At 63.3% G+C, this 15,289-nt stretch carries 8 protein-coding genes; 5 read left to right on the top strand and 3 right to left on the bottom strand.

Annotation, left to right across the window (positions count from 1 at the left end; all coding sequences use genetic code 11):
* Nucleotides 1–225: 225 nt before the first annotated feature.
* Nucleotides 226–765 carry a hypothetical protein gene (locus tag HBF25_RS00630; protein ID WP_166945586.1) on the top strand — a complete coding sequence of 180 codons (540 nt, stop codon included), beginning with the start codon at nt 226–228 and terminating at the stop codon, nt 763–765.
* Between the two features lie 701 nt (nt 766–1,466).
* A complete protein-coding gene (locus HBF25_RS00625) occupies nt 1,467–6,143 on the top strand; it encodes an autotransporter outer membrane beta-barrel domain-containing protein (protein WP_166945584.1) in 4,677 nt (1,558 codons plus the stop codon).
* A gap of 144 nt (nt 6,144–6,287) precedes the next feature.
* Here HBF25_RS00625 and HBF25_RS00620 read toward each other — a convergent pair whose 3' ends face one another.
* Nucleotides 6,288–8,396: a TonB-dependent receptor gene (locus HBF25_RS00620; protein WP_166945582.1), complete on the bottom strand. Its 2,109-nt coding sequence runs from the start codon at nt 8,394–8,396 to the stop codon at nt 6,288–6,290.
* 163 nt (nt 8,397–8,559) lie between these two features.
* A complete protein-coding gene (locus HBF25_RS00615) occupies nt 8,560–9,258 on the bottom strand; it encodes a lipopolysaccharide kinase InaA family protein (RefSeq protein ID WP_166945580.1) in 699 nt (232 codons plus the stop codon).
* Between the two features lie 133 nt (nt 9,259–9,391).
* On the opposite strand from HBF25_RS00615, the gene HBF25_RS00610 reads away from it, so the two are divergent.
* Nucleotides 9,392–10,465 carry an NAD(P)H-dependent flavin oxidoreductase gene (locus HBF25_RS00610; protein ID WP_166945578.1) on the top strand — a complete coding sequence of 358 codons (1,074 nt, stop codon included), beginning with the start codon at nt 9,392–9,394 and terminating at the stop codon, nt 10,463–10,465.
* Between the two features lie 237 nt (nt 10,466–10,702).
* On the opposite strand, the gene HBF25_RS00605 is transcribed toward HBF25_RS00610, so the two are convergent.
* Entirely contained in the window at nt 10,703–12,010 is a 1,308-nt protein-coding gene (locus tag HBF25_RS00605; RefSeq protein ID WP_166945576.1) for a lytic polysaccharide monooxygenase, read from the bottom strand.
* Between the two features lie 223 nt (nt 12,011–12,233).
* Here HBF25_RS00605 and HBF25_RS00600 point away from each other — a divergent pair, with 223 nt between their 5' ends.
* Nucleotides 12,234–12,896: a M24 family metallopeptidase gene (locus HBF25_RS00600; protein ID WP_243852910.1), complete on the top strand. Its 663-nt coding sequence runs from the start codon at nt 12,234–12,236 to the stop codon at nt 12,894–12,896.
* 67 nt (nt 12,897–12,963) lie between these two features.
* The gene (locus tag HBF25_RS00595; protein WP_166945574.1) at nt 12,964–15,237 is read left to right on the top strand and encodes a CocE/NonD family hydrolase; all 2,274 of its coding nucleotides are present in this window, start codon (nt 12,964–12,966) and stop codon (nt 15,235–15,237) included.
* Nucleotides 15,238–15,289 lie beyond the last annotated feature (52 nt).

Raw genomic sequence — 15,289 nt, 5'->3', positions numbered from 1 at the left:
GGCGCGCTCCTACAGAGCATCTTGTGTAGGAGCGCGCCTCGCGCGCGACCAGGCCAGCAAAGAAACGTACAAGGTACCGACAGACAAATAAGCCATAAATCCAGTGTCCGCGACTCCCGTCACAAAACAACCATAGGACTAGTCCGAAAAACCGATTTTGGCGATGTATCCGACAGACACATGCTGGCCTCCTGCCGACAGTTCGCCTTTTGCCAGGAACGCCGCATGCACCATACGATGGGCGAAGACACGCCTTTTCGAGGTATCGAAAGAGGCCACCATGTCAAACTGTGGTGCACTGGCGGAACACATGTCCTGGGGATGGTCGACGCGGTTGACGCGCGAAGCCGCGTCCTACGGTTCGACTATCCCAACCCGTTGCCTTCCCATGGCATGAATGAGCACCGGCAGACCGAGGTGCCTTTCGATGGCGTGCTGGCTATCCGCCATTTCTCCAGCACCGCAGTGGCAGCGCTTGAAGCTCGCCTGACCCGGCTTTGCATCGGTCACCACGTGGTGGCGTCATTTCTCCGCCACCGGAGAAACAGCACACGGAAATGTCGCGGCATGCTCCACGACGTGGACTGGTCCCAGCGCAGACTGACGTTGATCGAGACGGGCGATGCGATGGTGGTGGCCTTCGACGATATCGCCTGCATCGAGCGGCGAAGGGGCTTTATCTGCCTGGACAGCAATCCGTTGCCCGCACAAACACCCGACTGGATACGTCGCTACGGCGGCGGCTGGCTCCGCAAATCCAGCTGATCGCGAAACCCCTGTAGGAGCGCGCCTTGCGCGCGACAGGTTGCGTTGAAGGTGGCATACGTTCTAGTCGCTTCGCCTCGCATCGGTCGCGCGCAAGGCGCGCTCCTACAGGGGCGATGTGCGCATGTACGGCCCATGCTTAATTGGCAAATACCGCGTGTCCATGCGCCTTATTGCCGGTAATGCAGGTATCGCCGGCACGAAGTGGGGACACCATGAGTTCCGAAGGGCATCAAGCATCCAACGTGTGCGAAGTCATACACATTCGTGCACGTGGCGTGAATAAAGATAATGCATCTCCTGAATAACGAAGCCCTTTCAAATAATGAGACGTTTCGTAATTCAGGGTGATCCGATGAAAATTCCCGGTAAATGAAGGCGCGGGCGTCGCCAGCGGAAAACCAGATGTATCAAGGCATTCAAGGGTGCGCCATGCGCCTGCCGTGCATATGGACGCCGGCATATGACGCAGACACGGCGTCGCGGCAACGCTGAATGCTTCCAGGAAAAGGAGGTGCCAGGCACTCATCACACCCGCTGATTCGGCAACGCAATGGTAATATTGTGATCTGGGTCACATTTTTGATTAGGCGCTAGCGCTTCAAGCGCGCCCTGGCCCCCGCTCCCCAACAACACAGCGAATCGCTGTCCGTGCCTTTGCACGGGCACGGGCTGTTGCGCCTGTCCAGAAGGAGGAAATCATGTTGCTCAGTCCGTCGCCGCGCGATGCGCATGGCGCTCTTACGTCGTCCCTGCTCGTGGGCCTGCTTGCTTTCGGTGTGCTCTATGCGGAGCCGGGAAAGGCCACCTGTGTCACCAATGGCAATGCCACGACATGCGATGCCAACGCCCCCAATCCCTATACGTCGATCATCGGTAACGGCCCCAATACGGCTTCGGGCTCTACCGTAACGATGTCGCCCAACGCGCAGCTCACCGTGGGCAACACCAGCGCCATCAGCCTCGGTGACAACGTGGCGATCACGCTGAACCAGGGTTCGAGCGTGCAGAACAATGCCAGTTCCGGTGCGGGCCTGTGGAACGCGGGCAAGAACACGATCGAGTTCGGTTCCAACGGCACGATCAATATCGCGCAGGGTGCGCAGGTCATCGCTACCGGTACGCAGACCAATGCCGAAGCGATCAACGTCATGGGGTCGGGCAACCGCATCGTCAACAACGGCCTCATTGCCGCACAGAACGCCGCGGCCATCTGGTTCGAGGATCGCTCGACGGGCGCATCGAACGTAGTGGACAACTACGGCATCATCCGCAGCAGCGCCTCGGCCAATGCCAATGTCATCGGCAATAGCGGCAGCGGCAATGTCACCTTCATCAATCGCAGTGGCGCCCGCGTGGAGGGCAGCCTGTCCTTCGCGGGGGGCAACGACAACCTGACGCTGGAAGCGAATTCGGTTATTACCGGCAGCTTCGATGGTGGCGGCGGGACCAACACGCTGACCCTGGCGGGTGCCTCCGGATCCAGCGACTCGCTGGCGGGCAATATCAGCAACTTCCAGACGCTGACCAAGACCGGTGACGGCATCTGGACGCTCTATGGCTCCATCGGCAATGCGGGTGGCAGCCCGCTGGCGGTCAACGTGCAGCAGGGCACCCTGGCCCTGACCGGCAACAATACGAACTTCAATGGCAGCGTGCAGGTGGATGCTGCCGGCATTCTGGAGGCGCGGGCACAAAGCCTGCCCGAGGCCATCGCCAATGGTGGCCTGGTGCGTTTCACGCAGCCTGACGACGGCACCTATACCGGTGTCATCAGTGGCAGCGGTGCCGTGGAGAAGACCCAGGCGGGCATTCTTACGCTGACCGGCATCAATGGTTACACCGGCGGAACCACGATCCAGGGCGGTGCCATTGCCATCAGTGCCGACAACCAGATCGGCGCGGGCGGCAGTGCGGTAACGCTCGATGGCGGTGCGCTGAGTTTCATCAACAGCTTCGATCTCGGCGCACAGCGCGCCGTCTCGGTGACGGCAAACAATGGTGCCATCGATACCGCCGCGGGGGTGACGACGACGCTTTCCCAGCCGGTGACCGGCGCAGGCCAGCTCGGCAAGACAGGCGATGGCACGCTGATCCTGACCGGCACCCATGCCTATACCGGCGGCACCGCCGTGACCGGCGGTGTGCTGCAATTGGGTGATGGCGGCACCAGTGGCAGCGTGCAGGGCAATATCATCAACAACGCGCAGCTGTGGCTTGATCGCGCCGATACGGTGGCCCTGGGCAACACGATTTCAGGAGCAGGTGCCGTTCGCCAGGCAGGCACGGGCACCACCGTGCTCACCGCAGACAATAGTTATGCCGGCACCACGGACGTTGATAGCGGTGCGCTCTATGTCAACGGCAATCAGTCCGCCGCCACGGGTGATACGAACGTCGCCAGCGGTGCGACGCTGGGCGGCCGTGGCACGATCGGCGGATCGGTGATTGTCGCCGATGGCGCCACCCTGTCGCCGGGCGACAACAGCATCGCGCCGGGTACGCTCACCATCGGCCGTAACCTCAACCTGGGCAGCGGCTCCATCCTCGACTACAGCTTCGGGCAGGCCAACGTGGCAGGCGGTCCGTTTAACGATCTCACGCGCGTGGGTGGCGACCTCGTGCTGGATGGCACGCTGAACGTATCGGTGGCGCAGGGCGGCACCTTCGACACCGGTCTGTACCGGGTGATCGACTACACCGGATCATTGACCGACAACGGACTGGACATCGGCACCATTCCCTCGCCGGATTTCTTCGTGCAGACCTCGGTGGACAAGCAGGTCAACCTGGTCAACACCAACGGCCTCACCCTCAATTACTGGGATGGCGCGGCAGGCCCCAAAAACGACGGCCACATCGACGGTGGCGACGGCACCTGGCAGAACTTCAGCGGCAACGACAACTGGACCGACGCCAGTGGCGCCGTCAACGCGCCGTTCTCGGACCGCGCCTTCGCCATCTTCTCGGCCGCCCCGGGGACGGTCACGGTGGACAACAGCCTGGGCAACGTCAATGTCGCCGGCATGCAGTTCGCCAGCGATGGCTATGTCGTCACCGGTGATCCCATCACCATGGTCGGCACGGCAGCTGATCCCGGCCAGTCGACCATCCGCGTCGGCGACGGCAGCTCCCTCGGTGCGGGCTATACAGCCACCATCAACAGCGTCCTGACGGGACAGACCGCACTGCGCAAGTCCGACCTGGGCACGCTCGTGCTCGGAGCCGACAATACCTATACGGGCGGTACTGCCATCGACGGTGGCACGGTGCAGGTCTCGAAGGACACCAACCTGGGTGCCGCGAATACGGGTGTCGACTTCGACCAGGGCACCCTGCGTACCACGACGAATTTCGGTACGAACCGTACACTCACCCTGCATGACGGCGGTGGCACGCTCGCCACGGCAGCCGGCACCACCTTCACGGTGAACAGTGCCATCGGCGGCAACGGTGCATTGACCAAGAGCGAAGGTGGCACCACCGTACTGACCGCCGCCAACACGTATACCGGCGGCACCACGATCAGTGGCGGCACCTTGCAGCTCGGCACGGGTGGCACCAGCGGCAGCATCCTTGGCAATGTCGTGGATAACGGTGCACTGGTCGTGAACCGTAGCGATACGCTGTCCATGGGTGGAACCATCTCGGGCAGCGGCACGCTGACCCAGGCAGGAGCCGGAACGACGGTGCTCAATGGCGCGAACACGTATACCGGCCTGACGACGATCGCCAGGGGCAACCTCGTCGTCGGTGATGCACGGAACGCGCAGGCCACGATCTCTGGCAATGGCGGCGTGCAGGTGGCCGCCGGCACCACGCTGGGTGGCTATGGCGCCGTGTCCGGCACGGTAAACAATCTTGGCACCGTCGCGGTAGCCGACGCCATGCCCCTGTTCGCAGGGCAGGCAAAGGGCAACTTCACGGTAAACGGCACGCTGGTCAACGCCGGTGCGCTCAACCTTGCCGGCACGGGAACCGGCAATACGCTGACGACGACGAATTACGTGGGCCAGAACGCGGTCGTCAACATGAACACGGTGCTGGGCGGCGACAATTCGCCGACCGATCGCATCGTGATCAACGGTGGCCAGGCGAGCGGCCGCTCGACATTGAACGTGACCAATGTCGGCGGCCTGGGGCAGGCTACGCCGGGCAACGGCATCCTGCTTGTCGACGCCCAGCGCGGCGCGACGACCATGGCCGATGCCTTCGCGCTTGGTGGCCGCGCGATTGCAGGCCCCTACGAGTACGCGCTGTATCGTGGCGGCCGCGACGGTGCCACGCCGGAAGCGTGGTACCTGCGCTCGCAGTACAACGGTCCGGATACCAATGGCATCGATGGCGGAGAGGGTGACAATGGCGGTGATCCGGATACGGGCCCGGGTCCCGGTCCCGATCCACGCCCGGACTACCGTCGCGAAATCTCCGACTACACCGCGCTGTCGTCGATGATGGTGAACTATGGCCGCGCCACGCTGGGCACCTTGCATGAGCGCATGGGCGAGCAGGCCGACCTCACGGCCGACCAGAGCAATGGTGTCTGGGCCCGCGTGATCGGCCAGGATGGCAAGTGGAATGCGCGTCGCGGCGGCTTGTTCAACGAAGGGCCGTCGTTCGACGACAACTTCGTGGCCTTGCAGGCAGGCGGCGACCTCGTCCACGAGCGTTTTGCCGACGGCTCGCGCAATCGTGCCGGCCTGTATGCCACCATCGGCCACAGCAACGGCAGCGTCACCCACTACGACGGAAGCCGTGCGGGCACGAACAAGTTCGATGCCTACACCTTCGGTGGCTACTGGACGCACTATGGCGCGAAGAACTGGTATCTGGATGCCGTGATGCAGGGCACCTGGTACACCGCTCGCTCGGGTTCGGGCCAGCTTGCCGACCTGAAAACCGATGCCTTCGGTTTTGCCGCCTCACTGGAAGCCGGTTACCCGATCCAGCTGCGGGATCACTGGATCATCGAGCCGCAGGCACAGCTGGTTTACCAGGGCGTTACTGCCGATGAGGCCTCCGACCCCGTGGCTACCGTACGTTTCGGTACCGCCAATTCACTGGCCGGCCGCGCGGGTGCACGACTGGCACGTACCTGGGCACTCGACGACGGCATGCAGCCACGCCTGCTCACGACGTGGTTGCGCGGTAACGTATGGAAGGAGTTCTCGGCGAATCCGCGCACGGAGATTTCCTCCGAAGATGGCTTCGTACCGTTCCATTCGAACCTGCGCGGCAGCTGGTACGAAGTGACGGCGGGTGTCAGCGCACAGGTGAGTCGCCTGACGTCGATCTACGCCAACCTCGGTTACCAGAAGGCCTTCGGCAGTGGTATCCAGGCGGTGAACGGCACGATCGGCGTGCGCGTCAACTGGTAAGAAAAGAGGGGCCGGACGCTGATCCGGCCCCTTGCTTCTGTAGGAGCGCGCCTGCGCGCGACCGGTACAAGCGATGTCTTCAAATCACCCATACCCTCTTGCCTGACCGGTCGCGCGCAAGGCGCGCTCCTACAGGGCCACGGATTACAGATCCAGTGTGGCGCTGACCATCGCCGTACGGCCCAGGCCCACGGACAGCAGGTTGGAACCCGCCGCACTCCAGTAGCGCTTGTTGCCGAGGTTCTCCAGGTTCAGCTGGAAGGTGACGGGCTTGCCGGATAGCACCGTGCGGTAACGCGAGCCGGCGGAGAACAGCGTATAGCCGCCGATCCATGCCTGGTCCTGGTCGTTGATCGGCCGGCTTGCGGTGTAGAACGCACCCGCGTTGACATCGAGCCCGGGGAGGGACGCGATATCGTAGGCGAGAAACAGGCTGGCGCTGGTGTGGGGGGTGTTTTCCGGTGTCTTGCCCTCGATGGTGGGATCGGTCGAAGCCACCTGGCGCGCATGCAGCCACATGGCAGAGGCCGCCACCGACAGCTGGGTGGTGACATGTCCTTGTGCCGAGAATTCCATGCCGCGATAGCGGGCACGGCCGTTCAGCGCATACACGTTGTTGGCGTCCACGCCGGCCGATGGCTGGCGGATGTCGAACGCACCCACCGACACCAGCATCTCGTTGTCGAAGCGGTGCCGGTAGCCGATCTCACTCTGCCGGCTCACGGCGGCGGGCAGTACCTGGTAGGGGTTTTCCGCCGTACCTGGTGCGCTGCCGGCGGACTCCAGGCCTTCGATGTAGCTGGCATACAGGCTGCTCTGGCTGTCGAGGCGATAGACCACGCTGGCCGATGGTGTGTTCTTGGTGATATCCGTGGAAGGCGTGCCGAACTGCTGGCTTTCGTAGGTGGAGCGACGCAGGCCGCCAGTGACTTCCCAGCTTTCGCCCAGCGAGACACGGTCGAATACGTAGGTGCCCGTGTTCCACACCGTCTGCGCATAGAAGGGCTTGGGTGCGCCGGATGACTTCAGCACCAGGTTCTGTGTCGGGTCATAGAGAGACTGGCTGGCGACGAAGAAATTCGTGGTGAAGTCGGGCTGGAAAAGACGATTGCGCGAGAAGCCGATGGTGACGTTGTGGGTGACCGGGCCGGTATCGAAGGCGCCATTGATCTCCGCGCGGCCATTGGTGTTCTGGTAGCGCTGGCCGTTCTGCTGGCTGGCCTGGAGCTGGCCCTTGCCGGTGACGAGGCTGTAGTTGCGGAAGATCCAGGCCCAGCGGTCGCGCTCGGTGGTGGAGCGGCCGATCGACACCATGCCTGCCCAGTTTTCGCTCAGGGCGAAGTCGGCGCGCAGCAGGTGCGTGTCGGCACGCGCGCGGGTGTTGTGCTGGCTGGAAGACAGCAACTGGCCGGGGTCGGGAAGCCTCGGCAGTGTCACCTGGCCCTTTACGGCAGGCAGCGGCGTGATGCCGGCCTGCTCGGGCAGGTCCTGCTCCACATGTTCGTAGTCGTACTTCAGCAGCACGCTATCGGAGACCTTCCAGTCGGCGGCGAGGCTCGCCATGTGGCGATTGCCGTGCGCGTCGTCGATAGGGGCGTGGATGCTCTGCGTGGCGGCGTTGACACGTACACCGAACTGCTGGTGGTCGCCAAAGCGGCGGGCGACATCGATCGTGCCCTTGACCGAGCCGTTGTTGTCCACCGACGTACCGATCTGGGTTACTGGCGTATCGCCAGCGCGTTTCGTGGTCATGTTGACGATGCCGGCGGGCACGGCGAAGCCGTAGTAGAGCGCCGATGCACCCTTGAGCACTTCGAAGCCCTGCTTGTCCTCCATGGGAATCGCAATATTGTTGTCGAACGGCAACACGCCGTTGAAGTAATAGCTGGAGCGGTTGTCCAGCGCGATGCCGCGCAGCGACAGGTTGTCGTACGCCAGGCCGTTGAGCTGGAGCCGGGTCACGCCGGCCACGTTGCGCAGCGCGTCGTACAGGCCGGACGGCTGCTGCAGGTCGAGCAGGTCGCGGGTCACCACGTTTACCGTGGCGGGAATATCCAGGATGTCCTGCCCCTGGAAGGGACCCACCTCGACCCGGCGGGCCGCAAAGCCCTCCGTACGGGTGGCGGTGACGCTGACTTCCTTGAGCGCGGTGGGGCGGGTGTCGGTGGGCGCATCGTCGGCAAGGGTCACCGAGCAGAGCGACAGGCACGAAAGGGCGGCCGCAAGCGGGCGCCGCGCAGGCAGGAAAGGCATGGACGAACCGGTAGGGAAAGGACGCTTGAATGATAACGGTTATCATTTAAGTGTCAATTCCGTGATGGAATATTTCGAGCTGGCGCAAGACCTTACTGGCGGTGACCTACCCATGTCGGCCGAGATGCCTCACCAGGAGGAAATGGCGCGAATGAGCCCGTCTTCAATAAGCGCGTTGCCTTGCGCGTGGTGCGATGCGCTCGTCGCGCAAGGCGATACCGTTACGTCTGTAGTGATCCACCATGGCCTGGCACAGGGGAGCCTCTACACCCAGGTTGCGCAGCGATGGCAGCAGATGGCGAAGATCGGATTCGGCAGCATCGCGCACGCGAAACTGGCGACGGCTCAGCTCAAGATCGAGAAAGCACAGTCGTGGTTGCGTGCCGCGATCATCAACGAAGATTTCCTTGGGATAGAGGTGGCCATGCCGGCGTCGTGCACGGTGCAGTATCTCCGTGGCATCGGTGAGAAGGCGAAGGATGGCCTCCTTCTGTGCATGGCGCCAGCGTGCAGAAAGCAGGCCATCCTGCAGGCTGACGTAACCTTCGAGTGCATGCGTGACAAGTACGGCTTCCCACGCGCCATCGCGGTAGCGCATGTCGAAATACGCCACTTCAGGTGTTGCGATGCCGAGCTTGCGCAAAGCACGCATGGCAAGCATCTCGCGTAGCGCGGTGGGCCTTCCGAATGGATGGCGAAGGCTGCGATAAAGGTATCCACGCTGGCGTTTCACGTAGAACGTACCGGCACCGTGAATGGTGCGTCGCTTCACCCAGCTGGTGCCACCACGGCCTTGATTCGCAGGCTCAACCAGTTCACCTTCGTCGTTCCACCAGATATCCGCTGGTATGCCTTGCACCATCGTCCTGCCCTGCCAGCTGCACACTTCAATGCGGTGACATGGGAGCTCGGTCCGTGTGGATCAAGAGGCGTATACTCGGACGGATGCGTGACGCTCCCCTTCACGCGCCTGCCAATCATGTAAAGGAGTCGTCATGACCGTCTGGACGGACCGCCGCGTCCTCGATCTCCTCCATGTGTCGCAGCCCTTGCTGCTGGCACCCATGGCCGGTTCCGGCCTTGCCGATCTCGCCATTGCGGTGGCGAAAGCCGGCGGACTTGGTGCGATACCGTGTTCGTCCATCAGCGTCGAAAAAGTCACGGCGGAAGTGGAACGCTTTCGTGCAGCGATAGACGCACCGGTCAACCTCAACTTCTTCGCGCATACGCCCATCGCCCCTACCGATGAGGACATGCAGCGCTGGTTGTCGCGTCTTGAACCTTACTTCAAGGAATTCGCTGTCGATACATCGGCCATCGCCGCCGCGGGGGGCCGTGCGCCGTTCGACGACACCATGTGCGCGATGGTGGAGCGACTGCGGCCGGAAGTGGTCAGTTTTCACTTCGGCCTGCCGGATACGGCGCTGCTGAAGCGCGTGAAGGCGACCGGTGCAAAGGTGATCGGTTGCGCGACGACCGTGCAGGAAGGCCGCTATCTTCAGCAGCACGGCTGTGATGCTGTGATCGCACAGGGATACGAAGCCGGCGGGCACCGTGGCAATTTTCTTACCGACGACATGGCGACCCAGCCGACCACGCTGGCGCTTGTTCCGCAGATGGCCGATGCGCTGGATGTGCCTGTGATCGCGGCCGGTGGCATCGGTGATGGTCGCGGCATGGCCGCTGCACTTTGCCTGGGTGCGGCGGCGGTGCAGGTGGGTACGGCGTTCCTGCTGTCCGATCAATCCACCAGCGCTACGGTACACAAGGCTGCGCTGCGTGTTGCCAGGGATGACAATACGGCGGTGACGAACGTGCTCACCGGGCGTCCTGCGCGTGGTGTGATCAACCGGGTCATGCGTGAAGTGGGGCCATTGTCGGACGATGCGCTACCGTTTCCCCTGGCGGGCGGACCGCTTGCACCGCTGCGTGCGGCGACGGAGCCCCAGGGCAAGGGAGATTTCCAGCCGTTGTGGTCGGGGCAGGCCGGGGTTTTTGCGCGGGAGGAATCGGCCAGTGTCATTGCCAGGCGCATGCTGGATGAGGCGGTTCGCATCCTGCGTCTTTAAGGGGGGGGCGTTATTCCACGCCTTGTTCAGAAGCCGATGTGACGTTCTCGCCGTGCTGGCGAACCGGGGCGCTGGGTTCCAGCTTTCGCTGGAACGACGGGTAGGGAGATTACCTCCATCTCCCAACCGGCGACTTCGGTAGGGTTACCGCCACCTTCCTACCCGTCGTTCCTGTGAAAACAGGAACCCAGCGCGAGGCAGCCGGTTTTAGCGACTACCTCCCCTACGAACCAGCGTTCAACCAGCCCTCACCCAGGCACGCTGATCCTCATCGGCGGGCATGGCCGCGCTACCCGGCGCATAAGGCCACGACTCCGGTGCCGTGTTCGGCTTGATATTGCACCAGGCGCCGTGAGGGTGGCCCTTGCAACGCCACAGGTTGCCATCGATGCCCTTCACGACATCGCCCGCCTTGTAAGCACCCAACCCCTCGGGCCATGCAGGATGATCACCCGGGCCAGGTCCCGGGCCATCGGCCGGGATGATGCGCATGGCGCTGCTGGAACCCTCATCACGCAGCCACACCTTGTTCGCATAAATGCTGGCGCCATCGAAGCGCACGGCATCGCCGTCACGCACGCCCACCTGTACATGCGCGGCATGCGAAAGGTTCAGTACGGAAGCCAGCTCGGCAACCCACTGCACGGGATGCCTGTTGCCATCGGTAATGGCCAGCTTCACATCGACCACTTCCCTGCCGGATGCATCGCCACCGAGCACGCGAAACTGCACCTGCTCGCCCGGTACAGGCTTCATCGATTCGGCGACGAACGGCTTCTCTTCGACCCACGGAAAGTCCGGAATGCCGGCATCCTGGATGGTGACGTCACTGCAGTTGAAAAAGCCTTCGTTACCCGGATCGCGGCGCTGCCAGACGCTGTACACCATCGCATCGCCATGCCGGCCTGCCGGAAACGGCACGCGGTAGCGGTACACGTTCGGGTATACGCTGCGATCCGGCTCCGGCGATTCGCCCTTGTAGATGAGGTCGAGATCTTCCCAGTGCAGCTCGCTGCCCGGCGACCAGCCCGGCTTCGTCAGGAACACCATGAGGAAGGACGGGTTATGTGCCGCCGTAGCTTCCCATGCCATGTCGACGAAACCGCCTGCCGGGCGCAACACCGACTTTGCCCAACCCTTCGACTGCGGGACATCGAGACCGCGCTTGCGCGGATCGCCGCCTGCGCACAGCAGGCCATTGGGAACCGTGACCATGATCGATGCCATGTCCTCGTAGCGCGGGGGGTTGGCAGCTACCTCGTTGTACTGCTGGAACGGATAGATGCCGGCCTGCTGGCCTTCGGTGGCGGCGACGGCGAGATACGCCGCACGGCAGCCCGCATTGGGAATCTTCGAACCGTCAACGGCACCCCAGTAACCCTCGTCCTTCTTGCACTGGTACTGCCGGGCGATGGGACGCGAGGCCATGCCATGGGCGTCGACGGCGGACGGCGCCCACTGGGCGCACAGGCCCACGATGACGGATGCCAGGCCGACTTTCAGGGGGACGCGCGCACGCGACGGCAGCGGAACGGATGTATTCACTCTTCACTCCTTTGATGAGACGGAAAACCGAAGGGTGGCGCGATTCTCGCTGTGAGGCGTCTATCCCGATATCCGGTGTTGTCCTAATTGCATCAGTGGCATTCGCTGACGTGGCACAGCTCACAAATCCGCTTGCCCGCCTTGCACAGGACGGCGCTATGGCCCATGCAGCAAATCGGCACTAAGCGGATAATGTCCCGCTCCGCCAGAGCAGGATGTCCCCATGCCCGTCGCCACCGCCGAGAACGTAGGCTCCTCCTTTTCCCATGAGCACATGCTGCATGCCCGCGAGCAGGCCTGGGTTGCCCTGCGGGACATCGCATCGCGTATCGCGCCGGGCATGGCCGAAGCCGACGCAGCCACGATGGCCGGTGAGCGCCTGCATGCCGCCGGCATGCAGCGCATCTGGCATCCGAGCATCATCCGTTTCGGTGCCAACACCCTGAAGACCTTCCGCCAGCGCTCCGAGCCGGACACGGTGCTGGGGCAGGACGATATCTTCTTCGTCGACCTGGGCCCTGTCTTCGATGGTCACGAAGGCGACGTTGGCGACACCTTCGTGGTCGGTGGCGACCCCGTCATGCACGCCTGTGCGGAAGCCGCCCGCGAATTGTTCCGGCGCACTGCCGCGCGCTGGCACGAGGGGCTGGATGGCATCGCGCTCTACGCCTATGCCGGGAAGGAAGCCGAAGCCATGGGCTGGCGCCTGAACCACGAGACCAAGGGACACCGGGTGGGCGACTTCCCGCATGCCGTACACAAGGCCGGTTCGCTGGGCAATCATGACGCCGTGCCGGTGTCGGGACTATGGATCCTGGAGATCCAGATCGCCCATCCCGAACGCGCCATCGGCGCCTTCTACGAAGACCTGCTGGTTCGCGACTAAGGGCACTGGCGTCGGGCAATCGGGCGCTGGCAGCATCGGCCTTCCTCATACCCGTCGGAAACGAGCCATGCGGAAGGGAATGCTGTGCTGGACGGTATCGCTGGGATTGGCATGGGGGATTCCCGCATGGGCGGCGGACGATACGCCCATCGCCTGGAGCGTGCCCCATGGCACGGACAACGGCGAGGCGCTGCGCCAGCTCGCCGCGGGCCTGATTCCGCGCTACAACTCGCCCGATCCCGTCATCCTGCTCGACACGCGCGCTCAGTTGCAGATAGCCGCCGGTCGCTATGACGACGCCCTGAAGACCCTCGCCGAACTTCTGCCGCTGCGTCGCGACAGCGTCCGCCCCCTGGATGCGGCGGGCACCGTCCGCTGGCAGATCTACGCGCGGGCGCGCCAGATCGAGGCGAAGGAGGGCACCGCCTTTGGCGACGCATATGCGAATGCGTTCCACGAGATCGTTCCACCCCTGGAGAATGTGCTGTCCTCCCAGGTCATGGCCAGCTTCGGTTCCGACGACGACCCGTACAACGTGCAGCCGGTGGAACTGCGCCGCGACTTCGGCACGTTGCTGAAGGCGCAGGTGGGCAAGGACAGCATCACGCAGGACAACGCGGTGGCCCTGGTCAAGGCGCATCTGATGGCCGAGGCCTATACCGCTTTCCGTCCCTATACGGCCAAGCTGGTCGCCGAAGACGACGCGCGCCGTTATGACGTGCACGCACCCGTGCTGGTGCGCACGCCCGATGGCGCGCAGGTCACGGCACTGGTGATGCTGCCGAAGAAACACGACAAGCCGTTGCCTGCCTTGCTCGGCTTTACGGTATACGCCAACCCGGTGTGGTCCGAGCTGGAACTGCGCCTCACCGCGGCGCACGGCTACGCGGCGGTCGTGGGTTATACACGCGGCAAGGGCATCAGCCCGGATCAGGCCGTGCCTTACGAGCACGATGGCGCCGATGCCGACGCAGTCATCGAATGGATCGCGAAACAGCCATGGAGCGACGGCCGGGTAGGCATGTACGGTGGCAGCTACAACGGCTTCACCCAGTGGGCGGCAGCCAAGCACCGGCCGAAGGCATTGCGTGCCCTCATGCCTTCGGTGACGGCGGCACCGGGCATCGACGTACCCATGGAAGGCAATGTGTTCCTGAGCTTCGTGTATTCGTGGGTGCCCTACGTCACCGAGGGCAAGGCCCTGGACCAGGTCGCCTACGACGACAACGCACATTGGCAGGGCCTGTACCGGCGCTGGTACGAGAGTGGCAAGGCGTATCGCGATCTGGACGTACTCGACGGAAAGCCCAATCCGGTCTTCCGCCGCTGGCTCGATCACCCGTCCTACGATGCCTATTGGCAGGCGATGATTCCGTACAAGGAGGAATTCGCGAACATCGACATCCCGGTGCTCACCACGACCGGCTACTTCGACGGTGCACAGATTGGCGCCCTGTACTACCTGACCCAGCACTACCGCTACAACCCGAAGGCGGATCACTACCTGCTGCTCGGCCCCTGGGACCATATCGGCGCACAGCGCAGCGCCCGCCCGGTGGTAGATGGCTATGCCATCGATGCGGTGGCAAAGCAGGACATAGGCAGGGTCTTGCGCTACCAGTGGTTCGACTACGTCTTCCGTGGCGCACCCAGACCCGCGTTGCTGGCTGACCGGATCAACTATGAGGTGATGGGCGCAAACATCTGGAAACATGCACCGACCCTGGCGGCCATGGCGCCGGGTCATCGTCGCCTGTATCTCGCCAACGATGGAAAGGCACTGACGCTGGCGGATGGCAAGGGCACCACGCCAGCCACACTCACGGTTGATCTGGGCAAGCGTGACGACCTGCCGGCACCGGACGCGAAATCTCCGGAGCTGGACGATCGCAACGCGCTGGTGTTCACGAGCGAGCCGTTGCCCGACGGAACGGAACTGAGCGGCCTGTTCTCAGGCCACCTCGACCTGGTGACGAACAAGCACGACTTCGACCTGATGATCACGCTGTATGAAAAGAAGGCCGACGGAAGCTATTTTCAGCTGTCCTGGTACGAAACGCGTGCCAGCTACGCTGCCGACCGGTCGGTGCGCAAGCTGCTCACGCCAGGCAAGCCGATCGCACTGGACTTCACCAACAGCCGTACCACCAGCCGCCGTTTCGAACCCGGCAGCCGTCTCGTGGTGACGGTGGCCGTGGTGAAGGGCGCGGGGCAGCAGATCAACATGGGTACGGGGAACGACGTGAGCGCCGAGACGGCGGCCGACGCCGGGGAGCCCTTGAAAATCAACTGGTTGCCTGGAAGCTTTCTGGATCTGCCTATCGGTTCTTTCCGGCACTGAGCCGCTCACAGGTAGAAATACACGGAAGTTCGAAGATGAAGGGCGCAGGAGA

The sequence above is a fragment of the Luteibacter anthropi genome, from assembly GCF_011759365.1.
Lineage (GTDB): Bacteria > Pseudomonadota > Gammaproteobacteria > Xanthomonadales > Rhodanobacteraceae > Luteibacter > Luteibacter anthropi.
The sequence above is the reverse complement of the archived record's forward strand: the minus strand, read 5'-3'. Positions and strand labels throughout refer to the sequence as shown.

What these genes read in the sequence shown, in the direction of transcription:
- HBF25_RS00625 (WP_166945584.1), top strand. Translation starts at nt 1,467, where the DNA reads ATGTTGCTCAGTCCGTCGCCGCGCGATGCGCATGGCGCTCTTACGTCG.
- HBF25_RS00600 (WP_243852910.1), top strand. Translation starts at nt 12,234, where the DNA reads ATGCCCGTCGCCACCGCCGAGAACGTAGGCTCCTCCTTTTCCCATGAG.
- HBF25_RS00630 (WP_166945586.1), top strand. Translation starts at nt 226, where the DNA reads ATGCACCATACGATGGGCGAAGACACGCCTTTTCGAGGTATCGAAAGA.
- HBF25_RS00620 (WP_166945582.1), bottom strand. Translation starts at nt 8,396, where the DNA reads ATGCCTTTCCTGCCTGCGCGGCGCCCGCTTGCGGCCGCCCTTTCGTGC.
- HBF25_RS00615 (WP_166945580.1), bottom strand. Translation starts at nt 9,258, where the DNA reads ATGGTGCAAGGCATACCAGCGGATATCTGGTGGAACGACGAAGGTGAA.
- HBF25_RS00610 (WP_166945578.1), top strand. Translation starts at nt 9,392, where the DNA reads ATGACCGTCTGGACGGACCGCCGCGTCCTCGATCTCCTCCATGTGTCG.
- HBF25_RS00595 (WP_166945574.1), top strand. Translation starts at nt 12,964, where the DNA reads ATGCGGAAGGGAATGCTGTGCTGGACGGTATCGCTGGGATTGGCATGG.